The organism is Agathobaculum sp. LCP25S3_E8 (genome assembly GCF_052117165.1).
Lineage (GTDB): Bacteria > Bacillota > Clostridia > Oscillospirales > Butyricicoccaceae > Agathobaculum.
Map to the genome: position 1 here is coordinate 1 of NZ_JBQKJR010000047.1, position 25,485 is coordinate 25,485.

27 protein-coding genes and 3 pseudogenes are annotated in these 25,485 nt (G+C 54.5%); 16 read left to right on the top strand and 14 right to left on the bottom strand.

Features of this window, described 5'->3' with window-relative positions; genetic code table 11:
- Both ACTQ34_RS13520 and ACTQ34_RS13525 read left to right on the top strand, forming a co-directional pair.
- On the top strand, nt 1-365 hold a 365-nt coding region (locus ACTQ34_RS13520; protein WP_441364272.1), incomplete at its 5' end, for a transposase.
- Nucleotides 366-551: 186 nt separating this feature from the next.
- Nucleotides 552-1,055: pseudogene (locus tag ACTQ34_RS13525) on the top strand (helix-turn-helix domain-containing protein); the annotation flags it as partial.
- A 216-nt stretch (nt 1,056-1,271) separates the two neighbouring features.
- On the opposite strand, the gene ACTQ34_RS13530 reads toward ACTQ34_RS13525, so the two are convergent.
- The 13 genes and pseudogenes from ACTQ34_RS13530 to ACTQ34_RS13590 all read right to left on the bottom strand — a co-directional run bounded on the left by ACTQ34_RS13530 (nt 1,272) and on the right by ACTQ34_RS13590 (nt 10,155).
- Nucleotides 1,272-2,129: a PrsW family glutamic-type intramembrane protease gene (locus ACTQ34_RS13530; protein WP_441364273.1), complete on the bottom strand. Its 858-nt coding sequence runs from the start codon at nt 2,127-2,129 to the stop codon at nt 1,272-1,274.
- A 159-nt stretch (nt 2,130-2,288) separates the two neighbouring features.
- Nucleotides 2,289-2,459, bottom strand: a complete 171-nt coding sequence (locus ACTQ34_RS13535; RefSeq protein WP_154557410.1) for a hypothetical protein — start codon at nt 2,457-2,459, stop codon at nt 2,289-2,291.
- 51 nt (nt 2,460-2,510) lie between these two features.
- Nucleotides 2,511-2,888 carry a TnpV protein gene (locus tag ACTQ34_RS13540; RefSeq protein ID WP_441364274.1) on the bottom strand — a complete coding sequence of 126 codons (378 nt, stop codon included), beginning with the start codon at nt 2,886-2,888 and terminating at the stop codon, nt 2,511-2,513.
- Nucleotides 2,848-3,208, bottom strand: a pseudogene (locus ACTQ34_RS13545) (helix-turn-helix domain-containing protein). Before ACTQ34_RS13545 ends, ACTQ34_RS13540 begins: the two are co-directional and overlap by 41 nt.
- A gap of 191 nt (nt 3,209-3,399) precedes the next feature.
- Complete coding sequence (locus ACTQ34_RS13550; protein WP_441364275.1) at nt 3,400-5,010, bottom strand: recombinase family protein; 1,611 nt, start codon at nt 5,008-5,010, stop codon at nt 3,400-3,402.
- Between the two features lie 72 nt (nt 5,011-5,082).
- Nucleotides 5,083-5,613, bottom strand: a pseudogene (locus ACTQ34_RS13555) (type IV secretory system conjugative DNA transfer family protein); the annotation flags it as partial.
- Nucleotides 5,610-6,110, bottom strand: a complete 501-nt coding sequence (locus tag ACTQ34_RS13560) for a PcfB family protein (protein WP_087242901.1) — start codon at nt 6,108-6,110, stop codon at nt 5,610-5,612. The gene ACTQ34_RS13560 and the pseudogene ACTQ34_RS13555, both read right to left, overlap by 4 nt.
- A gap of 87 nt (nt 6,111-6,197) precedes the next feature.
- The gene (locus ACTQ34_RS13565; protein WP_441364276.1) at nt 6,198-6,944 is read right to left on the bottom strand and encodes a BRO family protein; all 747 of its coding nucleotides are present in this window, start codon (nt 6,942-6,944) and stop codon (nt 6,198-6,200) included.
- Nucleotides 6,945-6,997: 53 nt separating this feature from the next.
- Nucleotides 6,998-7,876, bottom strand: coding sequence for a DUF6017 domain-containing protein (locus ACTQ34_RS13570; protein ID WP_204862993.1), 879 nt, complete (start codon nt 7,874-7,876; stop codon nt 6,998-7,000).
- Between the two features lie 68 nt (nt 7,877-7,944).
- On the bottom strand, nt 7,945-8,121 hold the full coding sequence (locus ACTQ34_RS13575) for a hypothetical protein (protein WP_441364277.1): 177 nt from the start codon (nt 8,119-8,121) through the stop codon (nt 7,945-7,947).
- Between the two features lie 17 nt (nt 8,122-8,138).
- On the bottom strand, nt 8,139-8,429 hold the full coding sequence (locus ACTQ34_RS13580; protein ID WP_087242945.1) for a DUF5720 family protein: 291 nt from the start codon (nt 8,427-8,429) through the stop codon (nt 8,139-8,141).
- A gap of 12 nt (nt 8,430-8,441) precedes the next feature.
- Nucleotides 8,442-9,377: a ParB/RepB/Spo0J family partition protein gene (locus ACTQ34_RS13585; RefSeq protein WP_441364278.1), complete on the bottom strand. Its 936-nt coding sequence runs from the start codon at nt 9,375-9,377 to the stop codon at nt 8,442-8,444.
- Nucleotides 9,334-10,155 carry a ParA family protein gene (locus ACTQ34_RS13590; protein WP_441364279.1) on the bottom strand — a complete coding sequence of 274 codons (822 nt, stop codon included), beginning with the start codon at nt 10,153-10,155 and terminating at the stop codon, nt 9,334-9,336. Before ACTQ34_RS13590 ends, ACTQ34_RS13585 begins: the two co-directional genes overlap by 44 nt.
- A gap of 159 nt (nt 10,156-10,314) precedes the next feature.
- Between ACTQ34_RS13590 and ACTQ34_RS13595 the strand changes: the two genes are divergently transcribed.
- The 3 genes from ACTQ34_RS13595 (at nt 10,315) to ACTQ34_RS13605 (ending at nt 12,925) form a co-directional block, all read left to right on the top strand.
- Entirely contained in the window at nt 10,315-11,637 is a 1,323-nt protein-coding gene (locus ACTQ34_RS13595) for a DUF4368 domain-containing protein (protein WP_441364280.1), read from the top strand.
- Between the two features lie 107 nt (nt 11,638-11,744).
- Nucleotides 11,745-12,296 (top strand): GNAT family N-acetyltransferase, encoded by a 552-nt coding sequence (locus ACTQ34_RS13600; RefSeq protein WP_441364281.1) that lies wholly within the window; start codon nt 11,745-11,747, stop codon nt 12,294-12,296.
- A 116-nt stretch (nt 12,297-12,412) separates the two neighbouring features.
- Complete coding sequence (locus ACTQ34_RS13605; RefSeq protein WP_441364282.1) at nt 12,413-12,925, top strand: CarD family transcriptional regulator; 513 nt, start codon at nt 12,413-12,415, stop codon at nt 12,923-12,925.
- Nucleotides 12,926-12,984: 59 nt separating this feature from the next.
- Here the strand turns inward: ACTQ34_RS13605 and ACTQ34_RS13610 are convergent, their stop codons facing one another.
- Nucleotides 12,985-13,254, bottom strand: a complete 270-nt coding sequence (locus ACTQ34_RS13610) for a phage holin (protein ID WP_441364283.1) — start codon at nt 13,252-13,254, stop codon at nt 12,985-12,987.
- 268 nt (nt 13,255-13,522) lie between these two features.
- Here ACTQ34_RS13610 and ACTQ34_RS13615 point away from each other — a divergent pair, with 268 nt between their 5' ends.
- The 11 genes from ACTQ34_RS13615 to ACTQ34_RS13665 all read left to right on the top strand — a co-directional run bounded on the left by ACTQ34_RS13615 (nt 13,523) and on the right by ACTQ34_RS13665 (nt 25,353).
- On the top strand, nt 13,523-15,427 hold the full coding sequence (locus tag ACTQ34_RS13615; RefSeq protein WP_441364284.1) for a glycoside hydrolase family 13 protein: 1,905 nt from the start codon (nt 13,523-13,525) through the stop codon (nt 15,425-15,427).
- Nucleotides 15,428-15,444: 17 nt separating this feature from the next.
- Entirely contained in the window at nt 15,445-15,987 is a 543-nt protein-coding gene (locus tag ACTQ34_RS13620; protein ID WP_373164084.1) for an NUDIX hydrolase, read from the top strand.
- A gap of 41 nt (nt 15,988-16,028) precedes the next feature.
- Complete coding sequence (locus ACTQ34_RS13625) at nt 16,029-16,721, top strand: response regulator (RefSeq protein WP_441364285.1); 693 nt, start codon at nt 16,029-16,031, stop codon at nt 16,719-16,721.
- Between the two features lie 76 nt (nt 16,722-16,797).
- Nucleotides 16,798-18,576, top strand: a complete 1,779-nt coding sequence (locus ACTQ34_RS13630) for an ATP-binding protein (protein ID WP_441364286.1) — start codon at nt 16,798-16,800, stop codon at nt 18,574-18,576.
- On the top strand, nt 18,573-19,889 hold the full coding sequence (locus ACTQ34_RS13635; RefSeq protein ID WP_441364287.1) for a hypothetical protein: 1,317 nt from the start codon (nt 18,573-18,575) through the stop codon (nt 19,887-19,889). The genes ACTQ34_RS13630 and ACTQ34_RS13635 overlap by 4 nt, the downstream gene beginning before the upstream one ends.
- Nucleotides 19,890-19,905: 16 nt before the next feature.
- On the top strand, nt 19,906-20,730 hold the full coding sequence (locus ACTQ34_RS13640) for a hypothetical protein (protein ID WP_441364288.1): 825 nt from the start codon (nt 19,906-19,908) through the stop codon (nt 20,728-20,730).
- Nucleotides 20,731-20,880: 150 nt separating this feature from the next.
- Nucleotides 20,881-22,176, top strand: coding sequence for a UDP-N-acetylglucosamine 1-carboxyvinyltransferase (locus ACTQ34_RS13645; RefSeq protein WP_373164090.1), 1,296 nt, complete (start codon nt 20,881-20,883; stop codon nt 22,174-22,176).
- 65 nt (nt 22,177-22,241) lie between these two features.
- The gene (locus ACTQ34_RS13650) at nt 22,242-23,051 is read left to right on the top strand and encodes an MBL fold metallo-hydrolase (RefSeq protein WP_441364289.1); all 810 of its coding nucleotides are present in this window, start codon (nt 22,242-22,244) and stop codon (nt 23,049-23,051) included.
- Nucleotides 23,033-23,515 carry a 23S rRNA (pseudouridine(1915)-N(3))-methyltransferase RlmH gene (gene rlmH, locus ACTQ34_RS13655; RefSeq protein ID WP_441364290.1) on the top strand — a complete coding sequence of 161 codons (483 nt, stop codon included), beginning with the start codon at nt 23,033-23,035 and terminating at the stop codon, nt 23,513-23,515. Before ACTQ34_RS13650 ends, rlmH begins: the two co-directional genes overlap by 19 nt.
- Complete coding sequence (locus ACTQ34_RS13660; protein ID WP_441364291.1) at nt 23,512-24,300, top strand: esterase/lipase family protein; 789 nt, start codon at nt 23,512-23,514, stop codon at nt 24,298-24,300. The genes rlmH and ACTQ34_RS13660 overlap by 4 nt, the downstream gene beginning before the upstream one ends.
- Before the next feature lie 111 nt (nt 24,301-24,411).
- Nucleotides 24,412-25,353, top strand: a complete 942-nt coding sequence (locus tag ACTQ34_RS13665) for a 1-phosphofructokinase family hexose kinase (protein WP_441364292.1) — start codon at nt 24,412-24,414, stop codon at nt 25,351-25,353.
- Nucleotides 25,354-25,485: the final 132 nt, after the last annotated feature.

Here is a 25,485-nt window from a genome sequence, read left to right on the forward strand (position 1 = left end):
TTTTTCTCCGCAAGCAGAGCTTTCCGTTCCTTGGATTTGTCCTTGATCTGCTGTACCAATCCCCCATAGCGTTCAAGCTCTGGCTTGACTGCCTTGACGCGCTTGACCATAATCTCAGCACCTATTTCAAGTATCCCCAGGAGGTTCGCAGACTGATCTACACCACCAATGCCATCGAGGGTTTCAACCGCCAGCTGCGCAAGGTGACCAAGGCCAAGTCCGTCTTTCCCACCGATGACAGCCTGCTGAAAATGCTGTATCTGGCCATGATGGACATTACAAAAAAGTGGACTGGGCGGCGGCAGGACTGGAGCCTGATCCACGCTCAGATGGCCATCTATTTTGCCGAGCGTATGCCCGAGTAACACCGCCGGGGCCGGATGTCAGTGACAAGCTGAACGGCTCCGCCACCCTTGACATCCGCCACCACCGGCGTTATGTTGTTGAAAAGGCGAAACGGCGGCAGCCGGATTTCCCCGGCTACCGCCCTGAATAAATTTTGCTCTATTCGCACCTTAAATGGTGTTTACACGGAATTTGGGATTGACCCTCTGCTCTGCGAACTTGCCACCCATAAGGACTTTATCAAGTTTCTTGCGGACATTGAGATTTATGTGGATGGGATTGCCACCATGCAGATTCAAAACCTCAACGCCATTGTCGATACTGTCCGGCATGAAATCATTGAACGGTATCGCCCTGGCGAAGACGACCCGCATTTGAAGGTGCTGCAAGCTACCCATATCAGTGATGATGAGTATTTCAGTCACATGGTTCTGGATGACCTCAACCTGATTATCCGGGATATTCGGGAAGCCCACAAAAAGGACAGTGAGAGTGCGCCCCAAACTACCGTTGCTGATGAACTGAAAGAAAATCTGGAAGCGGTCGAAAATTTCAAGGGCAGCCGGGATGAAAAGCTCGTTGTACTTTACTGCAAGCAGCTCGGTATCAACTATGAAAATCTGTCAGACGAAGAATTTCGCTGGCTCATTCGTATTCTCAAAAAGTCAAAGAAAATGGGAACGCCTATCAGCCAGAGGAAAAAACGGTAAAGAAAAACCGCTGTTGCATGGTTTGTTAGCTTCCATGTAGCAGCGGTTCGTGCTGTGATTATTCAGTTAGAATTTCTGAAAGACAAGCTGGAAGTTATCTAAAAAATAGGAGGGAAACCCCCTCCTATTTTAGCTTTTTTATTAAACATATTTTTATTAATTATATCTTTTAATTAGCTTATTATTAAACAATTTTTATATTTTTTGAACACAATGTCAATTTAATTCTGCAGCTTTATCAAATTCTCTCGTCGCTAGTATATTGTCATTGTCATCCAAGCGATTCACAATGGTGAATACATAATAAGCAAGATTTAAGTTAATACTTCCAAACAAAGGATTCACCCAATCTCCTTCAAGTGGAGAATTCCATATAAAATGCAGGATAACCGGTGCCAAAATTAAGCAAAGTGCTTTAAGCCTTGGTACTGCAGGCACATTTTTAATAACGGCTATAAGTCCAACACCGAATACTATTCCAAAAGCCATATGACTGCCAAGAGCATTTGACACTCTCTCGAAAGCTATTGAAAATCCACTGTTTGTTTCTCCAAAAGTAGCTTGAGAAATATACGCCCAATCCTCCAAAACCTGAAAACCGAATCCAGAAATCATGCCTGACACAAATGCTTCCTTTAATGAAATTCCTCTGCATAGTAAATATACTAAAAGTACAACTAAACCTTTTGCAATCTCTTCTGTAAATGGTGCTGTTAAAGCAGCTCCCCAACTATCAATCACAGCTCTTGGAACACTTGTCGAAAATAAAACCTGTGAAATTAGAGCGTTCCCCTCACCACCTAGATACAGCGGTATTGTAAATCCTAGTATAAAGCTTAGCAAAACAACCTTACGTGAAACATTTAATCTGTTAACCAAATGGCGTACAAAGAATGCAGTCGGCACAGCATACAATAGTACCAGACTCGAAGCAGTCAAAAACGCTGGAAACAGCGCTACGGATTTATCCTTCTCCGCAAACTGACTAAAAAAGTCACGAAAACCTACAAATACCAACGCTACAGTTATGATAACCAGCAATTTGTATCCATAATTGTCAAAAAATTTCCTCATATAAACCCCTCCAATTTTTTAAGAATATAGATATACGATTATATCAATACTATCCAAATATAATATATCTGATAAATTTACTATATAGTTAACATATATATTTTTTTTGAAAATTTAGTATAGTATATCATAAAAAGTTGGAAAAGTCAATTTTTCATATCAATCATCTTTTTTACTATGATTTTTTTGTATGTAACAGCCTATAAGACCCCCAATTACCAAACCAATAAGTCCCCCTAATGTGTCACTTAAAATTTTTCCAATAACATATCCAACTACAGCCCATATATACCATTTACACATGATATCTGATACCTTCAAATCATTCATGATAATTTTCCTCCCCAAATTTCGATTTATCATAATTATTCTACCATATCGTTATGAATAAATCATCTCATGCAAAACAATTTCTTCTGCCCGGTTGTGAATGTTATTGCAACGCTGCACCCATTCCATTTGACAGGTACGCTTTAATTCCTCAGTCACACCCTCGGCAGCTTTCATCTGCTCCATGATGATGTCTAACCGTTCCTGTGCCTGTTCGTTCAGGTCTGCAAGATATGTCCACAATTCTCCAGTCAGTATCAATGTGTTCAATCTGGCTGGGTGGACTTCTCTTAAATATTCCCGGTGCATCCGTCCGTACTTTCCGATGGGGCGGTGTTCCTCCGGCAATTTCAAGTCCGGGATGTAGTAATCCCCAACAAGGATATAATCAATTCCGTTTCCCATTATTCTTGGTTTCAATTCGCTCATGTTCCTTACCTCCTGTGGAAGCAGGCTCGTCTGGTACTAACTCAATCACATCGGTAATCTCACAATTCAGCGTTTCACAAATACGGGCTAATGTGTCCATGCTGATGTGCTTTCCCTCTTTGCTCATATTGGCAATCATATTCGTTGTCATACCAGCGGCAAGCCTTAAATCCTCTTTCCTCATATCACGCTCTAACAGTGTGTGCCAGAGTGGTTTATAGCTGATGTGCATATTTTTCCTGCCTTTCTATCCATACCACCGGGGCGGCTGCCCCGGCAGGAACTTTTCTCTTATTATAACACCAATCTTGTGTAATCACAATTTATTCTTGTAGCCTGCCGCTAATACCGTCTGGATTGTGCTTTTCCTTTCTTTTTGTTCCCTTTAATTAGCCATGAACTGTTTCATACCCTGGGACTTTGCTTATGTGTGATAAAGAAGCAATAGAAGTGCAAAAAATTTTGCCGTTCCTATCCGACACTTGGCCATTGTGTCGGATAGGTCGGGCGGTTATTCGGGCAAGTCAATCTTGCCGACAAAGCTGTAATAAATCTCAATGTCCTGCCTGCGGGTCTTGTTCTCGTCATAGCTGCACTCATGCACAACGATTTTCTCTACAAACTCCCGCAGCAGAGTAGGGGTAAGTTCTTCAAAGCTGGTATGCCGCCGAACAACATTCATAAACTTTTCTGCGTTCACGGTGGCTTCCTGTGCTTTGGAAAGCTCCGCTTGGATAGCGGCGGCTCTTTCTTTCAGTTCCCGTTGCTCTGCTTCATAGTCTGCCGACAGCTCTGTGAAACGCTCGTCTGATATGCGCCCGGTCACGCTGTCCTCATACAGCCGCTTGAAGATAGCGGATAACTCGGCTATGCGTTTCTCGGCGGCTTCCAGTTCCTTTTTCTTGGCGGCGTTCCTGCGCTTGCCCCCGTCCTCGTTCTGCTCAATCAAGAGCTTCATAAACCGGGCTTCATGCTTTGCCGCATAGCTTGTCACTTTCCGCAGATTGGAGAGTACACCAGCGGTCAAGAGGTCGGTGCGGATAAAGTGCGCCGTACAGTCATGGGTGCGTTTCTTGTAGTTGCCGCAGATATAACAGTCCTGCTTGCGCTTGTCTGTCTGGTATCGCTGCTGATACATGACGCTGCCGCAGTCCGCACAGAACAGTATGCCGGAGAACAAGCCCACTTCATCATAGCGGTTGGGGCGTTTGCGCTGCTTGCGAAGCTCCTGCACCCGTTCCCATGTTTGCGTGTCTATGATAGGCTCGTGGTGGTTCTCGAAAATCACTTGCTTTTCCGGGGAATTTTCTACACTGTGCTTGACTTTGTAAGAAAGTTTTTCTGTCTTGAAGTTTACCAGACAGCCCGTGTATTCCCGGTTTTCAAGGATATGCACAACGGTATTGGTCGCCCACTTGCACTCATAGCCGGGGTGGTAGCGGCGGGTGCTGCCCGTCCTGCGGTATTCCAGCGTTCCCGGCGTGGGGATTTGCTGCTCTGTGAGCATACGGGCTATCTTGGTCGGACCGTTCCCGGCAAGGCAGAGGTTGTATATCTGCTTGACTACGGGTGCAGCTTCCTCGTCAATAATGAAATTTTCGTCCTCGTCCATGAGGTAGCCATACACAGGCTTGCTTGTGATAGGCTTGCCACTCATACCTTTTGAGCGTTTTACTGCTTTGATTTTCTTGCTCGTATCTCTCACCAGCCATTCGTTCATAATATTCAAAAACGGAGTGAAGTCATTGTCCTGCGGAGTAGCACTATCCACATTGTTGTTGATGGCTATGAAACGAACGCCCTTTTTCGGAAAGAGGATTTCCGTGTAATAGCCAACTTGCAAATAATTACGCCCGAAGCGACTGAGGTCTTTAACCACAAGTGTCTCAACTCGTCCGGCTTCAATTTCTTCAAGCAGGGCGGCAAAACCGGGACGGTTAAAATTCGTACCAGAATAGCCGTCGTCATAAAAGTGCCGGATATTTCTCAGCCCTTTCTGTCGGGCATATTCTTCGAGATATTTTTTCTGATTCTGGATGGAATTCGATTCTCCGGCCTGTTCATCGTCTCTCGACAGACGCTCATACAGAGCAGTTATTTTGATTTCTTCTTTCTTTGCCACGGTTTTAACCTCCCTTCTGTATGTAATCTGCGTTTTGTAAAACGCTACCTTTTTCTATCCTCTTATAGTTTAGCCGTTCGGGTCTGTGACCACATAGGAGCTGTGCATCTGCATCAGGTTCGGTTTCAGCCAGAACCGGGTCTTACCGGAGCCGGAGCCGCCGATCACCAACACATTTTTGTTTCTGGCGGTCTTGGGGTCCTTGGGGCGGCTGTTCATGGTCAGGCTCTCGGTTTTGGTCAGAATCACATTGTTCTGGAATACCGGGTCGATGTAGGGCGCGATGTCCTCATGGGTCCCCCAACGGGCGGAACCATATTCTATATTTTTGCGAAATTTCTTGGCATTTTTGCTTTTCATATAAACCGCCAGCCGCAGGCCAGCGCCGCAGCACAGGCCCACCAGCAGGTCCAACGGGTGCAGGCTGGGCCACCAGCTGGCCAGCGCCACCGGCAGCATGGAGAAAAACGAGAGCATTTTGGCCGAAGTGTCCGCACCCACGGCTGTCCGCCACGCTTCTCCGAAGTTGGTGGCGAACAACCCCATCAGGATATAGGGCAGGTTCAGCAAAACGAGCTTTTTGATGTCCAGCTGTTTTTTCATCGCTCCAGCTCCTTTCGCTTGGTACGGTCCACCACGGCGTTTTTGACCAGTTCTTTGAACTGGTTCAGCTTTGCCAGCACGGACGGGCGCTCTGTTTTTTCTGCTTTTTTGACCTTTTTGCCGGTGTACTCGGTAAAGGCGGCGGTCAGGGCATCGGCGTCCCGGCCCTTGAAGAAGATTAGGTACTTGGGCGGGGAGCTGCTGCGGTCCTTCTTCACCGCATAGTCCACGCCGTATTTCCGGGCGATCTTCTCAAACTCCTTGATGGAGGGGTCTGTGATCTCGATGTTGGAAACGCCCTGATTCTGGCCGACCAGCTGCTTTACCGTCTGCTTGCCGTGGGGAATCACGGGAGCATCCCGGCTTCTCTGCTTTTGCAGCTTCTTTTCCTTGCGGTGAGCAAGGTACTTGGTGATGGCGGCTTTCAGCAGCCGCCCGGTGAACTTGGAGCCATTGACAACCAGCGTCAAAGTCCTGTTTTCCACTTCTTCCTGCATTTTTCTCGCCTCCTTCCGTGGAATTTAGCAGGGGTGGCACTTAAAACTAAGGCGGGACCATCAACCGCCGCAGAAGATAGTTGGTCATCAGATCATCAGCAGGATACTGTCCCGCAGTTCAGCAAAATACAGTTTTCCCTGGGGCGTCACCAGCGTGTAGGAGCCGATATGCCCGTGGTTGCAGTAGTCTTTGACGCAAAACAGGCCGTCGTTGGAGGGCTTTGCGTAGGGCAGTACATTCCCGGATGCCGTGCGGTATACAAACCGCTGTTTCAGCAGAAACCGGACAAAGCGACGCTCCGGCACAACCAGCTCCTTGGCGGTGGTACGGAGGTTGGTGCTGTGCTTGAGGTCGATGAACAGGTCGTAAAAGGCGGCCTTGCCCTCCAACATGGCATTTTCCTCCCGCAGCGCCGCATTTTTCTCGCGCTCGGCCAGCAGGTCGGAACAGAGCTTCATCATGGCCTCCGGGGAAGTCGCCATCTCCCACAGCTTTTCCCTGGTGATGTAGACCCCATGCTTTCGGATGGTGGGCAGCACCTCATCGAATACCCAGCGTTCAAACCGTTCCGCAGAGGGCAGCTTGCTGTGAGCAATCAGGCGGTACAGATTTCCCTCCGAGATAAACCGGGTTTGCTGGGTTCTGCCCACATTGTCGATGAGTGGGTAAAACGCCCACCCATCGGATGTGCAGTGCGTTTTCAATGCTTTGGCGGAATCTTTGTAGCCGAGTGCAGCTGTAACATCCAAACCGCAGAACAGATACTTGCCGTTCTCCTCGATGACGCGGATGTTGCCAAACTCCGGGTTTTTGAAAATTTCCATCTGGCTCATGTCGTAACCTCCTGTAAAAGTCGTTATAGGGCCTTGGAATAAAAAAAGCGGCCTTACCAGCCGCCTGCGTTCATATCGTGATTGACTTGTGACGTGTAGTGATTGCTCATGGTGGTGGGCGCATTGAACAGCACCGTCAGCAAATACTGCTTCATGTTGCGGACCTGGGTGGTGTTTTTCTGCAAACAATCCATGACAAACTCGATGTGTGAGCTGTCCAGCTTCAAAAACCGGGAGCGCACCACCTCATGGGGGAAATCTGCCCCAGCAATCCGGGTGGTTTTGCGCTTGGCACAGACGGTTTCCACCATCAGCTCTACGATCTCGTCCAGGTCCTCCCGGTAGTTCTCAAACTCCCGGCACAGGTGGTCGTACTCAACGTTCTCCAAAATCAATTCCCGATAGCTCTCTACCTCTGCCATCGGCATCGCATCCCTTCCTTTCCGTTCCGGCGGGTCTCCCGCCGCTGCCTCCCGGAAGGGAATAGAATCGGTACTTGATCCATGAGTAATTGATTTTTGGGTATTTGATTTCTCTATATTTAATTCCGCGGGCTTTTCCGTATCCGGTTTATCCAGATACGGGTTTTCCGTATCTGGTGCAGCCGTATCCGGCTGGGGCGTATCCGGGTTTTTCGGCTGTGGCTGCTCGTAGATGACATACTCGGTGTCGCTGATCCGGCCCTGCCGGTCACGCATCTGGTGACGCACGATGTAACCGGCACGTTCCAGCTCCCGCAGCGCCCCGCCGATGGCATCCACGCCCTCCTTGCAGATTTTCGCAAGGCCACGGGTGGTATAGTTCCAGTCATCCGGCAGGGACAACATCATGGAAAGCAGCCCCTTGGCTTTCAGGGACAATTTTTCATTTCGCAGGTGGTGATTGCTCATCACAGTATAATCACGGGTTCTTTCAATCCGAAAGACCGCCATTGACTTCACTCCTCTCTGATTTTTGACATAAAATAAGCCACAATCTTTCGTGAAAAAGACTGTGGCGTTCAGCTATCCTTATGAAAGCGGGTGAGACGCTTGGGCGGCGGCAGCCGGTCAAACGGGTCCTCGTCCTGATAAAACGGCAGAGACTGCAAAAGCCGGTCAATGTCAGCGGATTCCATGTCATACTGGGACTGGTAGTTCTCCCGGATGGCGTCCTTGATACCCTGAATCGTACACATATTCATCCTTTCCTTTCTTAGTAGTGGTTGCTCTTGGCATGATGGCGGCGCTTGCCCGGCTTGAAGTCGAGGACATGGCCCTCAATCACACGGGCATACCGCTTGATTTTGATTTCCCGGCGCTGCTGGCTCAGGAGGGCGGCCTGATAGCCGTCCTCCGTGAGAAACAACCGCATTTCATCGCCGGAACTGCCATACGAGCAGGGATTCAGGACGGAAAACTCAATCATCCAGCGAGTGTTATCCTGAAAACGCTCCACGGCAAGAATGTTATGTCCTTTCAGCTCACGGGCTGAAATATCCCTCATAGGCGTCTCCTTTCAGCGTTCCTGGTCTCTCTGGCGCTTCTTCTGCCACGCCTCCAGCAGCTTGATAATGGTCTCCTGCATCCGCTGGGGCGTATAGCTCTTGGGAAAATACTTCCGTAGGGTGTCGGAGGTAAAAGTCACTTTGTCCAAATCGCTTTTCTTTTCCTCACCCATAATGGCCCGCATCACATCAAGGGACAAATGCCCCTCCTGACTGAATTTCTTGAGCCGCTGTGCCTGGGAGAGAGAGGGGGTGGCCTGTTCGCTGTCCATCGCGTCCAAGAGCTGTACCTGTTCCTCTTTTTTGAGGAAGGACAGTTCATAGGCCGGATTGAAGGCGATTTTCTTTTCATCCACCATATCCAGCAGTTTGGGAATCAGCTCCGTCAGACGGATGTAACGGGAAATCTGGTTGCGGCTTTGACCAACCTGTTCGGCCAGAATTTCTCTGGATTCCTTTCCATCGAAATTCCGCCCAACTTGGGCGGAATTTTTAGAAGGTCTCCCGGCCTGCCGTTTCATGGCCTCCAGCTTCATCTTGTAAGCAAAGGCCCTCTCGCTGGGGAGCAGGCTTTCCCGCTGCAAATTGCTGTCCACCATGATGATGGTGGCAGCGTCATCATCCAAATCCCGGACAATAACCGGCATGGTCTCTTTCCCGGCAAGCTCACTGGCACGGTGCCGCCTGTGACCGGCTACCAGCTCATAGCCGCCCTCCGGGTCCGGGCGGGCAATCGCCGGAACCAGCACACCGTACTGCCGCACACTGTCGGCGGTCTCCATCATGGCTTCATCATCCTTGACTTTGAAGGGGTGGTCCTTAAATGGGTGCAGCTCGGACAGCGGAATTTCCAGCACCTTTTCCCGCTGGGCATCGGCACGGCTTTCTTCGGTAGAGAACAGATCATCTACCGAGGCCAGCTCTACTTTTTTCGCGCTGCTTTTCAAGTCTCAACACCTCCTGGGTCAGATTTTTGTAGCCTTCGGCCACCTTGCCGCCGGGGTCATGGGCAAAAATGCTTTTGCCCTCGGCGCTGATTTCCTTTGCCCGGACAGAATGGGGAATTTCGGTGCCAAACACCTTGATTTTGCTGCCGTAGGTCTCCCGCAGCAGGGCGGCGATCTCCTTGGCAAAGTTGGTGCGGTTGTCCACCATCGTCAGCAATATGCCGTCGATTTGGAGTTTGGGATTGATTTGCCGCTTCACCTTATTGACCGTCTGGAGCAGCTGTTCCAGGCCCTTGGCGGGCAGATACTCTGCCTGGACGGGAATTATGATCCTGTTGGCGGCGGCCAGGGCATTGACCGTGAGCATACCCAGGGAGGGCTGGCAGTCAATCAGGATATGGGAATACTGTCCCTTGAGCGTGTCCAGATATTGCCGCAGGATGGTCTCACGGCTCATGGCGTTTACCAGGGAGACCTCCATGCCGGAGAGCTGGATGTCAGCAGGCATCAGGTCAACGCCCTCCGGGTGGTGCAGGATACCCTCGCCGGGGCGCAGCGATTCGTCCATCAGGATACGGCCCATTGCGTCGGACAGGGTAAAGGGCAGCTTGTCCGGCTGGGGGTGGCCCAGGCTGATGGTCAGGCTGCCTTGCGGGTCCCCGTCGATCAGCAGCACTTTCTTCCCGGTCTGTGCCAGCCCGACGCCCAAGTTCGCACAGGTCGTTGTCTTGCCAACGCCGCCTTTCTGGTTGGCGATGGCGATGATTTGCGTGTTCATAACAATCACCTCGTTTCTGAAATAAAAAAAGGGAGAATGTGACGTAAATCAACATTCTCCCGGAGAAACAATATGCGATTGTGTTGCTGCCTGTCTTATCTGAATTCAGCTTTTGGGGAGCCATCCCGCCGCAAACCCGCATGAATACTGGGTTTCTGCTTGTTTGTCTTTACCCTTCCCGAACAACCGCTGTTCAACGAGTGGTTTATTCGGGACACCAGCCGGAAGATCCGTGCGGTGCTGAAGGCCAAAGCGGAACGGGGCGAACGGCTGGGGACCAGAGCACCTTACGGCTACCGAAAGGACCCGGACACGAAGAAGTTGATAGTGGATGATGAGGCGGCAACCATCGTCCGCAGGATCTTTGCCATGTGCGCCAGCGGCAGTGGCCCCAGCCAAATTGCCCGCATTCTCAAGAAAGAGCAGATCCTGACGCCTACCATGTACGCCTACACCAAGTACGGCATCACGCACACCTGTCTGGATACAGCACATCCGTATAACTGGTCTGACAGCGCCATTGCCAACCTGCTGGAAAACGAAATTTATCTGGGCAATACCATCAACATGAAGCACAGTACGAAGTCCTACAAGGACAAACGGAGGGTCGAGCATCCAAGAGAGGAATGCATGGTCTTTGAGAACACCCATCCCGCCCTCATTACGCGGGAGGTCTGGGATATCGTACAGAGAGTGCGGAAGAACAAGCGCCGTCTGACCAAGATGGAAGAACAGAACAAGTACTCCGGTCTTGTGTTCTGTGCCGACTGCGGCTCCAACATGGTGCTGCACCGGGCGCATACCATGTCCGCCAGCTACAATCACTTTACCTGCCGCACCTACAAGAAGGACGGGGAAGCCTGCACGGGCCACTACATCCGGGAGTGTGTTCTGGACGAGATCGTACTGGAGGACCTGCGCCGGGTGACGAGCGCGGCGCGGGAACATCCGGAAAAGTTCGCCGCCTACATTGGCAGCAAGCAGTCCGCCGAGCTTCAGCGGGAGATTCGCAGGCAGGAGAAAGAACTGGCAGCCATGCGGAAGCGGAAAGCGGAACTGGACGCGATCTTCAAAAAGCTGTATGAGGACAGTGTGCTGGACCGCATCACAACAGAGCAGTTTCAGATGCTCTCCGGCAGCTACACGGAAGAACAGAACCTCATCACTGTCGGTATTCCACAGAAAGAGAATGAGATCCAGCGCCTGCGGGAAACCGTGAACGAGACGGACAGCTTCCTCGACAAGGCGAAGCGGTATACGGATATCACGGAGCTGACGCCGGAGCTGCTGCGGCTGTTCATTGAGAGGATCGTGGTCCACGAGAAAGAGGTGAAGTGGTCTAAGCACGCGCCTCAGACCGTGGAGATTTACTACAACGGCATTGGCTATGTCGGCAGTGGTCAGCAGGATGTGGAAGAAGCACTGGAAGCGCCGGAACCCCAGCAAACCCAGGACACAGAGAAGCCCCGGCAGGCATCGTAAACACGATGACCTGCCGGGGTATCCCAGGAATCACTTGTTACCCCTGTGAGGGGGGAGCGAATGCTTTGCGCCTTTTATTCTTTATGCCGACGAAAAGGAGAGAATATATGACGCTGACGACCGAACGATTGACGCTGCGCCCCTTCCAAGAGGACGACGTAGAGGCGCTGTATGCCTATTCCAAAGATGAAGCGGTTGGTCGGAATGCAGGATGGAAGCCGCATGAGAGTCTGCTCGAGTCGAGCGATATCCTGCATCTGGTTTTTCTGAACCAGTCGAGTGTCTGGGCGATTGAGCGTCGAGAAGATCGCCGACTGATGGGTTCTATCGGACTGATTACCGACTCGACGCGGCAATATGGTTCGGCGCGCTCACTCGGCTATGCGCTGGGGGTGGACTACTGGGGGCAGGGATACATGACCGAAGCCGTGCGTGAAGCGGTGCGCTTCGGCTTTGGGCAGATGGGGATGGATCTCATCAGCGCAACCTGCTATCCGGACAACCCCGCCTCGCGTCGTGTGCTGGAAAAATGCGGCTTCCAATATGAGGGAACGCTGCACCGCGCGGAGCTGCTGTACAATGGTCAGATAAAAGATCATCTGTGCTTTTATCTGCCGCATGAAATTGCGGAAAATCTGGACTGGTATGCGGAAAAATAAAAATTATCCTTACATTTTGCTGTAAAATGTGCTATAATTATCTTATCAGAGAACAATCGGCGGCAGCGTGGAAACGCTGCCTGCCGTCGCGTTTCGGCACAGTAAGGAGGAGTACCATGTATCAGACGGGGGAATTTATCGTTTACGGAACCAGCGGCGTCTGCCGGGTGGAGGCGGTCGGTAAACCGCCCTTTGATACGGAGGAGGATAAGCCATATTATACACTCATGCCCGTTTCCGGAACGGAAATCATTTATGTCCCGGTTGATTCATCGGTGTTTACGCGGCCGGTCATTTCGCGTGCACAGGCGGAGAAATTGATTCAGACCATTCCGACTATCGAGGCGGACGGATTCACTTCGCACAGCATGCGCATGTCCAGCGAGCATTATCAGGAGGTGCTGCAGAGCCACGACTGTCGGGAGCTGGTGCAGCTGATTAAGGCGGTTTACGCGAAATCCCGCCGCAATGGGCGCAGGGTCAGTCAGGTAGACCAACGCTATCGCAAGCGTGCGGAGGATTTGCTGCACGGGGAGCTGGCGGTGGCGCTGGGCATTCCGCTCGGTGAAGTGCAGCCCTATATCGCACGCACCATTGCGCAGTATAAAAAGCAAGCGAAAAAAGCATAACAAAAGAGGGGCGCGGCCATGCGGTCGTGCCCCTCTTTTAACCTTTTCGGTCGGTTTTTCTACTTTTCCAGCGGTTTTTCGTACTGCCTGACGCGGTCGGAATCAGTCAGGCCGCTGGTGGTCGGGTCGTTAAGCGCACTCCAGATGTTGGACGCGACCAGGAACACGCAGTATGGATTGGCCAGCGCCTGCCGGGCAACATCCAGCAACGCGCCCCAACTGGTTATATCCGCGGCGGTCAGACCGGCATAAGCCAGCACCGTGGCGCAAATGCTCATCAAAAGCTGCGTCCAGAACACTGGGTTTTTGAGGCGGACACGCAGATTCATGAACGAAAACCTCCTTTCCTCAACGCGGGCCGCTGCCGGTGAGGAAGCGGCCTCTCGTAGACACCACATGCAGTGCCGCTTTTTGACCACAAAAAGGAAAACGGCGCGCCGGCGGCTGCTATCATAATATGAAAGGGGAGGTGTAAATGCCCGTGGTGCGGCATGACCGCATAACCAAGGAAACGGTTCGGAAAAACCGTTTTTTGTTTACCTTGCGGACAGTTCGTGCTATACTATATAAAGAGTTTTTATGTTTGGGGGAAATTATTTGAATACCATTCCCGATTGTGTGTTTCACTCCCGCAGTCTGGCCTGCAAAGCGCCGTATGGCGCGGTGCCCGCCGGACAGACGGTTGAGTTTTCTACCTATCCCAAGCGCGAACACGGCACCGAGCATATTACCCTGTGGGTGGAGGAGGACGGTAAGGAACCGGAGGCATTCCCCATGCGATGGTATGGCCTTGTCGGCGCGCGCGACCACTATACCACCAGCTTTACACCGCCGCATCCGGGTCTGTACTGGTACTATTTCACCATGGATACTGCGGACGGCCCGCGTTACTGCGCGCGCGGCTATGCGGGGCGCGCGGAGATTATCGATACGCTGGGTGACAAATATCAGCTGACCGTATACGACCCCGACTACCAGCCGCCGCGCTGGTTCGGACGGGGCATCACCTACAATATTTTTCCCGATCGCTTCTGCCGGGACAAAATGCCCGTCCAGCCGGAAGGGGAAGGAATTGCACCGCGTGTGCTGCACGAAAACTGGGACGATATCCCGGTTTATCGGCCGAATGAGAACGGCGAGATTCTCAATAATGACTTCTTTGGAGGTACGCTGCGCGGGGTCATCAGCAAGCTGGACTATTTGGAAAGCCTGCATGTGACCACCATCTATTTCAACCCGATGTTTCAGGCGTATTCCAACCATCGTTATGACACGGGCGACTATAAGCGCATCGACCCGCTGTTTGGCAGCGAGGAGGATTTCCGCAGGCTGTGTGAGCAAGCTGCCGCGCGCGGCATGCGCGTGGTGCTGGACGGGGTGTTCAACCACACCGGATATGACAGCCGCTATTTTAACGCACGCGGACGGTATAACAGCGTCGGTGCGCACCAGTCCAAGGACTCGCCCTATTACCGCTGGTACGATTTTCAGGAGTGGCCGGACAAATACGGCTCTTGGTGGGGCATCTATACCCTGCCGCAGGTGCGCGAGATGGACGAAAGCTATCTCGACTATATCATCGAGAGTGAGGACAGCGTTGTGCGCCGCTGGCTGCGGCTGGGCGCGTCCGGCTGGCGGCTGGACGTAGCTGACGAGCTGCCTGACGCCTTCATCCAGAAACTCAACGCCGCGGCCAAGCGGGAAAAACCGGATGCGCTGGTCATCGGTGAGGTTTGGGAGGATGCTTCCAATAAAATCGCCTATTCCGAGCGCCGCAAGTATTTTCAAGGCGGCGAGCTGGACAGCGTGATGAATTATCCGCTGCGCGACGCGATTTTGTCATTCCTAAACGGCGGCACAGCCGAACATTTCGCAGAAACCATGGAATGCATCCGCGAAAATTATCCGCGCGATGTGTTTTATAACCTGATGAACGTCATTGGCACGCATGATACGGCGCGCGCGCTGACGCTGCTGGGCGTGACCGATGAGGAATGGAAGATGGACCGCGACGGACGCGCGCAGTATGAGCTGCCGCCCGACCGGCTGGCCATCGCGCTGCGCAAGCTGCGTCTGGCGGCGGTCATTCAGTTTACGATGCCGGGTTCCCCCACCATCTATTACGGCGACGAGGCCGGACGGCAGGGGTTTGAGGACCCGTTCAACCGCCGCACCTATCCGTGGGGGCAGGAGGACCGCGAGCTGCTCGCGTTCTACCGCCGCCTGTGCGCGCTGCGCGCGGACAGTCATACGCTGGCGGATGGAGAACTCCATTTCGTGCGCTGCCACGGCGCGCTGCTGCAATATGAGCGCGTGAGTGAAACCTCCCGCCTGATGGTAGTCATCAATCGCGGCCATCATCATATCCGCACCTGTGTGCAGGCGGTTTATGCGGTAGATATGATGACCGGAGAGGGGTTTGAGGATGCGGACAGTCATGGCGTGCACATCTCGGTGCCGCCTGAGACTGCCTATGTGCTGCGCTGCTTTGGCACGCCGTAGAAAAGAGGGATAATACAATGAATATGCGGGAAAAACAGCTTTCGCATCGGTATTTTTTTGAAGGGAAAATCATGAAGGCGCGGCTGGATGAGGCGCTGCTCCCCAACGGCAAGACTGCGCTGCGCGAGGTGTGCGAACACGTCGGCGGCGTGGGCGTGCTGCCTATCGACCGAAACGGCAATGTGCTTCTGGTGCGGCAGTTCCGCTATCCGTATGATACAGAAATGCTCGAAATCCCGGCGGGCAAACTGGATCACGGCGAAGGGGAGAGCATTGCCGACTGCGGTGCGCGCGAGCTGAAGGAGGAGACCGGCTGTACGGCGGCACGCATGGTGCCGCTCGGCTGCGTCTATCCGTCCCCCGGTTTTCTGACCGAGGTTGTGCATCTGTTTGCCGCGCTCGATCTCACTGACGGCGAAATGCAGCCGGATGAGGATGAATTTGTCGAACTGGTGCGGCTGCCGCTGGCCGAGGTGGAGGCCATGGTTGAACGTGACGAGATTCGTGATGCCAAGACAGTGGTTGCGCTGTACCGTGCCAAGCTCAAGGGGCTGTATTAACCGGAAACAGCACCCGTTCCTCTTTTGGGAAGGAGGCCATTATGGAGAAGAAAAAAATTCTGGTCGTTGAGGATGAAAAGGCAATCGCAGACATTCTGGTGTTTAACCTTCAACGTGAGGGATATGACACGCTGGTTGCCTATGACGGCGCAGACGGTTTGCGTGCCGCGCTGGAGCAGACGCCCGATTTGATTTTGCTGGACGTGATGCTGCCCTCGATGGACGGTTTTGAAGTGCTTGGGCATATCCGTGAAAAGCAGGATACCCCGATCATCATGCTGACTGCCCGCGAGGAGGAGACCGACAAGGTGCTCGGTCTGGAGCTGGGCGCAGACGACTATATCACCAAGCCGTTTTCCATGCGTGAGCTGATGGCGCGTGTCAAGGCGAACATGCGGCGCACACTGTCCGGAGAGGAGCGGGAAAAGCCCGCCGTACCATCAGGCGGAGGCCTGCGCATTTCACGCGACAACGGCATGGTGTATAAAAACGGGCGGGCGCTCGAGCTGTCCGCGCGTGAGTTTGACATTCTGTGCTTTCTGTCCGCGGCTCCCGGCCGCGTGTTCTCGCGCGAGGAGCTGATGGAGCAGGTCTGGGGATACGACTATTACGGCGACCTGCGCGCAGTCGATGTGGCGATTCGCCGCCTGCGCGAAAAGGTCGAGGATCAGCCTGCCAGTCCGCGCTATATCATGACCAAGCGCGGCATGGGCTATTATTTCAGCGGCGAATGACCAATGAATCCGTGCATTGCGCGCGGAATACAGAGAAAAACGGCGCGGCTGCGCTCCGCATGCCGGAGGTGTTTGTTTGTTTCGTTCCTTACACATGAAGCTGGTGCTGATTCTGGTGCTGATGATCATATCGGTCATGGCAGTGGTGGGTACATTCCTCATCAACAGCGTCAACACGTTTTATCTGGATAGCTTCTATGAGCAAATGCAGAACGTGTTCAACCAGTCGAGCACGATGGATTCCCTCAAGGATGCGGCGGCAGAGCAGGGCGCGCCCGGTTTGCAGACCGTCATTGAGGCGCGGGAAAGCGCACTGGGAATCGACGATTACCGCAACTACTATATTCTGGATGCCGAGGGCCGGTATCTGGAAGGCTCCAACCCGAACATCACGCTGACCCGGACGAGCAACATCGTTGCCGCGATGGCTGGCGAGCTTGGTGCCCGCTCGTCCGTGTCCGACAGCATGATGGATATTGCCGTACCCATCGACAAGGACGGGAACGGCGGCGTGGACTATATCGTGTACATCACGGATGATAAAAGCGAAATTTCCGACCTGTCATGGCGCTTTTTTCAGATTGTCATGCAGGCGATGATGTTCGGCCTGCTTGCGGCGATTCTGCTGTCCTTTTTGCTCAGTAAAACCATCACCAACCCAATTGAACGCATCACCGAGGGCGCGCGGTCGGTTGCGGAGGGCAATTTTGATCAGGATTTGGGCGTGCAGTCGTCCGATGAAATCGGTGAGCTGACGCGGTCGTTCAACTACATGGCGCGTCGGCTCAAAAGCACGGTGGGCGAGGTGCAGGGCGAGCGCGACAAGCTCAACACGCTGTTCTTGCATATGACGGACGGCGTTGCCGCCTTTACGACCGAGGGGCGGCTCATCCACATGAACCCGGCAACCGAAAATCTGCTGGGCGTGCGCATGGAAGATCATCTGACCTTTGACGAGATGTTTGCCGATCTGGATATGCCCAATTCGGATGAGACGGTCATGCGCAGCTTTTTGACCAGCGAAATCACGCGGCGCGACCGTGTACTGTCGGTCACGCTCGCGCCGTACGGTGCGCTCGACGGGGAGGGCGGCGTTATCGCGGTCATTCACGACATTACCGAGCAGCGCCGTTTGGACGATGCGCGGCGCGAATTTGTCGCCAATGTGTCGCATGAGCTGCGCACACCGCTGACCAATATCCGCTCCTATACCGAAACCCTGCTGGACGCCGCGGGCGATATTCCGATTGACACGGAAAAACAGTTTCTTGGCGTTATTTCGAGTGAGTCCGAGCGCATGGCGCGCATCGTGACCGACCTTTTGACGCTGTCCAAGCTGGACTATGGCCGGATGGAGCTGCGCATGACGCGCTTTTCGCTGTCCGAGCTGCTCAAAAAGGTAGCCAACGCCATGAAGCTGACCGCACAGAACAACGGTCATGAGATGATTGTGGACGCACCGGATACGCTGCCGTCCATCGTGGGCGACCGCGAGCGTATCGAGCAGGTAGTTGTCAATATCCTGTCCAACGCGGTTAAATATACGCCGTCGGGCGGGCATATCCGGCTGTCGGCCTGTGTGCCGGCGGAAAACCGTGTGCGTATTACGGTTGAAGATGACGGCGTGGGCATTCCGGCGGCTGATGTGCCGCGTCTGTTTGAGCGCTTTTATCGTGTGGACAAGGCACGCAGCCGCGCGGCCGGCGGCACGGGTCTCGGTTTGGCGATAGCCAAGGAGATTGTCGAGCAGCATGAAGGCAAAATCGCGCTGGCCAGCGAGTATGGCAAGGGCACGACCGTGACCATCACCCTCCCGACCAACCTGACCCCGAACAGGGAGGAGGGGCCGGTATGAGGGGCGCGCAGCGTTCGGTCAAAAATACGGCGAAAAATGTGTCGCTGATTGTGCTGGTGGTGCTGCTTCTGACGCTGTGCGCCGCCAATTGGCTGACCGGGCTGAATGTCGCTCAGATGCCGGCGGACAGCCTCATGCGGCGCGCGCACGACCATCTGTTCGGCGGCGCGGTAGGCTATGAGCTGCGCTCGTCGGGCGTAGCCGCAGCCGAACCGGTGCAGCTTGCGCTGACGGTGGACGGGCAGCTGTACGGCGTGCAGTATAACGTGACGGATATCGATGCGGCAGTCGCCGCTGTGCGCGACCTGTGGGCGCAGGTGCTGACGGGTGATGAGCTGGTTTCTGCCGGAGCGGACGAGCTGAACGCAGCGCTGCGCGCAGGCGACTGTGCGGAATTGCGCTATCATGGCGCGATTCCGCTGGGCGCGGTTGCAGGCTGGATGGGCGGCACATGGAAGGACGGCAGCGAGACGTATGTGGAGACGCTGGTCTATGCGGCGGGCGCGGAGCGTCTGTTCGTGCGCACTTCGGACGGCGCGCTGTATGCGGCTGCGGCAAAAACGGACAAAAACGTGCTGGAAAGCGCGCAGGATGCCTTCCGCGGCCTGCCCTGTAAATTTTCGGGTGAGGCATATGCGGTGTATCCGGAAACGCTGCTGTTTGACGGCGAAGTCCTGTCCCTTCCACTGCTGAACAACGAGCAAATCGACCTGTTTTCTACGCAGAACGGCACTGGATTAGAGGAATTGCTGCAGGCATTCGGATTTACGGCATATGCGGATTTTTATGCTGAGCAAAACGACCGGGTGCGTGTGTTCGTAGATAATGTCAGCACGCTGCGCGTGAGCGCTGAAGGCTTGCTGCAATACGCGGCTTCTGCGGAAAATACAGCAGTGCGCGCGTATGAGGAGGGCGAGGTCAGCGGCCAGTCCGCGCTTGACGCACAGATGGACTGCGCCAGGCTGATTCTGGATGCGGCGCTGCGCGTGGGTGAGACGAATACGCATGCGTCTCTGTATGCGGTCGGACAGGAAAACGGACAGACGATACTGGTCTTTCTGCAGATGTACGGCGGTGTACCGGTGCTGGGTGAGAATGATTTCGCCACCTTTGCGTTTGAGGGCGGCGCACTGGTTTCCGCGACGGTTCGCCTGCAGCGTTTTGCTGCGCAGGATACAAGCCGCATCGTCCTGCCTGCAAGGCAGGCGGCTGCGGGCGCGATGGGAGAGGCGAGCGATCTGATGGTCGCGTACCGCGCACAAGAGAATGGGACGTATGTTCCTGCACGTTTCTATCTGAAAAGCGCAGATTGACGGGAGGTGAGACCACTTGCAGTGGGATAAAGTTAAAAATGTGCTGATCGTCATTCTGCTGGTGGTCAACCTGTTCCTTGTGGGCAATTTTGGTGCAAAGATATGGCAGAATTATCAGAGAAGCGAAGAATTGGAGGCCGATCTGCGTACGCTGACGCAGGAATATGGCAGGCAGCTGGATGAGAACTTCCGGCTGCCCAAAGATAAGGTGCTGCCGATACTGTCGATTGACCGAAGCCGCACGGATGAGGAGGCGGTGGCGCAGGCGATGCTGGGCGAGGAGGTCGAGCGTACCGAGCAGGAGGACGGCACAGTGCGATTCCAAAGCGACAGCGGCAAGGTCGAGTGGCGCGCGGATGGTACGGTGCAGGCGGAATGCATGACCGGTGTGGACACGCCTGAGGATGATTCTGCGGCACTGCGTCTGGCGCGGCGGCTGCTTTCCGACTGGGGCTTGCAGGCGGAGGACGAATCGCTGCACGCAGACGGTTTGACAGTCACGCTGACCGGTACGGTCGCGGGCCAGCCGGTGCACAACCGTCAGTTGATGCTGCAGTTTGAGGAGGACGGCAGCGTTGTCTTAACCGGTTTGTGGAGCTTTGGCACACCGTATACCACCGTGCGAGGCAGCGGCGTATCCTGCAATGCAGCGGATGCTTTGCTGGAATTTGCCGCGCGCGCGCAGGAGGTTGGGAGGATTGACGCGATGACGGCCGGCTATCGTATGGAGATGGACAGCAATCGCCGCGTGCAGCTTACACCGACTTGGAAGATTTCGACGGATTCGGGTGAATATTTGGTGGATTGTGCCAAAAAAACGATTGTAGACCAGGAAAATTGAAAAAAAACTTTCCTTTATCAAAAATTGTGGTACAATAGATTGGTGAGAAAATTTGCGGGCGCACGCATGTGTGCGCCCGGTCATAGAATACAGTAGCAAGACAGTTCACGCGGCGGTTACGCGTATTGCAACAGTGAGGAGTAGGTAGGTTTGACCAAATATGTAATCAACGGCGGTAAAACGCTCAATGGAGAGGTCACGATCTCCGGCGCAAAGAATGCGGCGGTTGCGATCGTCCCGGCAGCGCTGCTGGCGGACGGCCCGGTTCGCATTGAGAATGTGCCCAAGATTATTGATGTGACGCTGCAGCTGGAGATTATGCGCGAATTGGGCGCGCAGATCCGGTTGCTCAACGCAACAACGGTGGAAATCCAGAATACACAGCATCCCAGCCTGAAGCCGCATGAGCTGGAGCGCAAGCTGCGCGCTTCCTATTATTTGCTCGGCGTGCTGCTGGGGAAATACGGCTACGCTGAAGTCGCTATGCCGGGCGGCTGCAACTTCGGCGGCGTGCGCCCGATTGACCAGCATATCAAGGGCTTTGAAGCGCTGGGCGCCCGTGTGACGCTGCCCAAGGGCGGATACATCCGCGCCGAGGCGCCTGAAGAGGGGCTGCACGGCGCACATATCTATTTCGATGTCGTGTCGGTCGGCGCGACCATGAACATTATGCTCGCAGCGGTGCTGGCCAAGGGCCAGACCGTCATGGAAAACTGCGCTAAGGAACCGCATATCGTCGACTTGGCGAATTTCCTTAATGCGATGGGCGCGAACGTCAAGGGCGCGGGTACGGACGTCATCAAAATTCGCGGCGTCGAGCGTCTGCACGGCGGCACCTATTCCATCATCCCCGACCAGATCGAGGCCGGTACGTTTATGGCGGCAGTTGCAGCCTGCGGCGGATCGGTGCTGGTTAAGAACGTTATTCCGAAGCACCTCGAATGCATCACGGCAAAGCTCAAGGAGATGAACGTCGAGGTCACTGAGTTTGATGACGCGGTGCTGGTGCGCCGCGAGGGTCGCCTGACCAAGACCAACATCAAGACCATGCCTTATCCGGGCTTCCCGACTGATATGCAGCCGCAGATGACCACTGCGCTGTGCCTTGCCGAAGGCACAAGCATCGTCACTGAGGGCGTTTGGGACAGCCGCTACCGTTATACCGAGGAGCTGGCGCGCATGGGTGCGAACATCCATGTTGACGGCAAGATTGCGGTCATTGAGGGCGTAGAAGAATTTAAGGGCGCACCGGTGCGCGCGCATGACCTGCGCGCGGGCGCGGCCATGGTCATTGCGGGCCTTGCGGCCAAGGGCGTGACTGAGGTCGAGCAGGTGCAGAATATTGAGCGCGGCTACGAGACGCTGGTGGAGAAATTCGTGGCGTTGGGTGCGGATATGTATCGATCCGAAATCCCGGATTCCATGGGTGCAGCGGAGCGCGCGTAAAAAGGAATACAAACAGCGGAGGGGGCAACCTCTCCGCTGTTTTGAAGAGCAAAGGAGTTTCAGCATTGGCGGAGCGGTATTATTTCAGTATTGCAAGCGGATCATCGGGTAACTGCGGCTTGTACGTGGCGGATGGGACGGCGATTCTGATTGATTTGGGCGTGTCTCTGCGCAAGATAACCACGGCACTGTCGGGGCTGGGCCTTGAGCTCACGGACATTTCCGCCGTGCTGCTCACACATGAGCATATCGACCATGTCAAGGGACTGCCCATGTTTTTGAAAAAAGCGCGCGCGCCGGTATTCGCCTCGCGCGGCACGGCTGAGGCGCTGGCAGCAAAAGAACCATCCTGCGCCGACCGCTTAAACGAATTTGACAGCGGAGAGGGCTTTTGGGTCCGCAATGTGGATATTGCTACCTTTGCCACGCCGCACGATGCGGCGGAGAGCGTCGGCTACATACTCGAACACGGCAGCCATCGCTTCGGTTTTGCCACCGATTTGGGCTTTGTGCCGCGCGAAGCGGCGGAATTGCTGCGTGGCTGCGAGACGGTTGTGCTCGAGAGCAACCATGACCCGCATATGCTGCAGGCGGGACCGTATCCATATCCCCTTAAAATGCGTGTGGCCGGACCGGCGGGCCATCTGTCCAATCCGGACTGCGCGGTGTTCGCGGCCGATTTGGTGCGGCACGGCACGCGCAACCTGGTGCTGGCGCATCTGAGCGAAAAGAACAACATGCCGGCCCTTGCACTGCAACAGACCGTAAGCGCGCTGCACGGTCTGCCGGACTGCGCGGTGCAGGTTGCGCCGCGCGAACGCATGGAAACACCGGTTGTATTTGGGGAGGAAGCGGTATGCTCTCTGTCCGGCTGATTTGTGTGGGCAAGCTCGGAGAAAAGTTCTGGGCGGACGCTGTGCGCGAATATGTCAAGCGCCTCGGTGCATATTGTAAATTGGAGATTATAGAGCTGCCTGAGCAGCGCTTGCCGCAGGCGCCCTCGGAGGGCGAGACCCGGCAGGCGCTGGACAAGGAGGCGGCGCTCATTGCGGACAAAATCCCGCAGGGCGCATCGGTGATTGCGCTGTGTGTGGAGGGCAAGGAGCTGTCGTCCGAGCAGCTGGCAGACTATCTCGGCCGCCTGACCGTGAGCGGTACAAGCAGGCTTTGTCTGGTGATTGGCGGGTCGTGCGGCCTGTCCGACAAAATTAAGGCGCGGGCCGCGCTGCGGCTGTCCATGTCGCCCATGACCTTCCCACATCACCTTGCGCGCGTGATGGTGCTTGAGCAGCTGTACCGCGCGCTGAACATTGCCGCAGGCGGGAAATATCACAAATGAGCCGAAAACAGGATTGCAAAACCCGATATCCCATCCTGTTGGCGCACGGATTGGGCGTCACTGAGCGCGGCGGGTTGTATGTGCCGTGGGGCCGCGTGCCCGATGTGCTGCGCGCACATGGTGCGGAGGTCTGCTTCGGCGGGCAGGACGCTTGGGGCAGCATTGAAACCGGCGCGGCGCAGCTGGCCGAAACGGTGCGCAAAATGCTGCGTTTATACGGCTGTGAGCGCGTCAACATCATCGCCCACTCCAAGGGCGGGCTGGAAGCCCGGCATCTGATTTCTGCGATGGGATACGGGAAACATGTTGCATCGCTAACGATGCTGTCCACCCCCAACCGCGGTTCGCGTGTGGCCGAGCTGCTGCTGTATGCACGGCCGGGCGTTGCGGTCTGGGCGCGCGGGAACGACGCATGGTGGCGGCGCGGCGGAGACCAAAATCCGGACGCGCTGCGTGCGGGTGAGCAGCTCACGCCTGCCTATCTGGAGGAATTTAACCGCACCCATCCGGATGCGAACTGCGTTTATTATCAAAGCTGGGGCGCGCGGCTGGGCAAAAACAACACGGATGCCGCGATGCGGCTGACGCATGGCCTGTTTTACCCTGCACATGGCGACAGCGACGGACTGGTAACACCGCAGTCTGCGCGCTGGGGCCGCTACCGCGGCACGCTCGAAGGCGTCAGCCATCAGCAGCTGGTGGATGCGCAAGGGGTGGACGGAGGCTTTGATGTACGCGGATTTTATGTGCGGCTTGTGCAGGAATTGGTACACCAGGGGTTCTGAGGCAGCGTGCACAGAGCTTTTCCATGAATCTTTACAAAAAGCATTTACATTACGCGCGCGATTCGGTAAAATAAAAAGCAAGAGTAAAATAAATAACAGGAGGGGCGCCCCATGATTATCACGATAACGCTCAATGCTGCGCTGGACCGTACCCAGCGAATCGAGCATCCGCTGGTGGTCGGCAAGCTCAATCGTGCGGTATCCAGCCATCTGGAGCCGGGCGGCAAGGGCATCAATGTATCCCGTGCGATCAAGGCCCTTGGCGGCAACAGTGTTGCGCTGGGTTTTTGCGGAGGCACGAACGGCCGTATCCTCAAGGATATGCTCACTTCAGGGGATATTCACCATGATTTTGTCGACATTTCGGGCCAGATGCGTGTGAATACGCAGATTATTGATGCGCAGGGCGGGCACACCGAGGTGAACGAACCGGGCAGCAAAATTGAGGACACGGATTTCCTTCGTCTGCTCGACCGCATGGAAATGTACCTGCATGAGGGCAACATTTTCGTTTTGGCCGGTTCCACACCGCCGGATTTCCCGCTGAAGAATTATCGCAAGCTGTGCAAGCTCATCAAAAAGCGCGGCTGCAAGCTGATTATCGACGCGCAGGGCGATCTGTTGCTCGAAGCGCTGAAATGTGAGCCGGACTTTGTCAAGCCGAATATTTTTGAGCTGGCAGAGGCCGTGGGTGACAAGCCCTCCGCCGACCCCGAGGTGGTCGTGGTTTCCGCGCGCAAAATGCTCGACATGGGTGCGCGCGCGGTGTGCGTTTCGATGAGCCAGGAGGGCGCGGTGCTGGTTTCCAAGGACGAGTCCGAGGCGCTTTATGTCAACACCAATCCCAAGATTTACGATGAGGGTTCGGTCGGTACGGGTGACGCAATGGTGGGCGCAATTGCAAACTCGATGAACAATAAGCTCAAGTTTGACGAGATGGCGCGCTATGCGGTGGCAACTGCGCGCGCATGCAGCCGCCTTGCGGGTACGGAAATGGCATCACTGAAAAAGGTATACGAAGTGTACGAGACCACGCAGGTCTACATACTGTAAGAAAAAGAAAAAGCCGGACGGTTCTGAACTGCACCCCATTTGTTAGACAGTATGATATACTGGATAACAAGTGGGGTGCTTTATTATGCCAAAAGGAATACCAAACAAACGCTACACACCAGAATTCAAGAA

Bases quoted from the DNA above. Each gene is read 5' to 3' on its own strand.
- ACTQ34_RS13580 (WP_087242945.1), bottom strand. From the start codon at position 8,429: ATGAGGGATATTTCAGCCCGTGAGCTGAAAGGACATAACATTCTTGCC.
- ACTQ34_RS13565 (WP_441364276.1), bottom strand. From the start codon at position 6,944: ATGAGCCAGATGGAAATTTTCAAAAACCCGGAGTTTGGCAACATCCGC.
- ACTQ34_RS13635 (WP_441364287.1), top strand. From the start codon at position 18,573: ATGAGGGGCGCGCAGCGTTCGGTCAAAAATACGGCGAAAAATGTGTCG.
- ACTQ34_RS13665 (WP_441364292.1), top strand. From the start codon at position 24,412: ATGATTATCACGATAACGCTCAATGCTGCGCTGGACCGTACCCAGCGA.
- ACTQ34_RS13620 (WP_373164084.1), top strand. From the start codon at position 15,445: ATGAATATGCGGGAAAAACAGCTTTCGCATCGGTATTTTTTTGAAGGG.
- ACTQ34_RS13535 (WP_154557410.1), bottom strand. From the start codon at position 2,459: ATGAATGATTTGAAGGTATCAGATATCATGTGTAAATGGTATATATGG.
- ACTQ34_RS13590 (WP_441364279.1), bottom strand. From the start codon at position 10,155: ATGAACACGCAAATCATCGCCATCGCCAACCAGAAAGGCGGCGTTGGC.
- ACTQ34_RS13560 (WP_087242901.1), bottom strand. From the start codon at position 6,110: ATGCAGGAAGAAGTGGAAAACAGGACTTTGACGCTGGTTGTCAATGGC.
- ACTQ34_RS13600 (WP_441364281.1), top strand. From the start codon at position 11,745: ATGACGCTGACGACCGAACGATTGACGCTGCGCCCCTTCCAAGAGGAC.
- ACTQ34_RS13540 (WP_441364274.1), bottom strand. From the start codon at position 2,888: ATGAGCGAATTGAAACCAAGAATAATGGGAAACGGAATTGATTATATC.
- rlmH (WP_441364290.1), top strand. From the start codon at position 23,033: ATGCTCTCTGTCCGGCTGATTTGTGTGGGCAAGCTCGGAGAAAAGTTC.
- ACTQ34_RS13575 (WP_441364277.1), bottom strand. From the start codon at position 8,121: ATGTGTACGATTCAGGGTATCAAGGACGCCATCCGGGAGAACTACCAG.
- ACTQ34_RS13530 (WP_441364273.1), bottom strand. From the start codon at position 2,129: ATGAGGAAATTTTTTGACAATTATGGATACAAATTGCTGGTTATCATA.
- ACTQ34_RS13660 (WP_441364291.1), top strand. From the start codon at position 23,512: ATGAGCCGAAAACAGGATTGCAAAACCCGATATCCCATCCTGTTGGCG.
- ACTQ34_RS13625 (WP_441364285.1), top strand. From the start codon at position 16,029: ATGGAGAAGAAAAAAATTCTGGTCGTTGAGGATGAAAAGGCAATCGCA.
- ACTQ34_RS13605 (WP_441364282.1), top strand. From the start codon at position 12,413: ATGTATCAGACGGGGGAATTTATCGTTTACGGAACCAGCGGCGTCTGC.
- ACTQ34_RS13610 (WP_441364283.1), bottom strand. From the start codon at position 13,254: ATGAATCTGCGTGTCCGCCTCAAAAACCCAGTGTTCTGGACGCAGCTT.
- ACTQ34_RS13570 (WP_204862993.1), bottom strand. From the start codon at position 7,876: ATGGCGGTCTTTCGGATTGAAAGAACCCGTGATTATACTGTGATGAGC.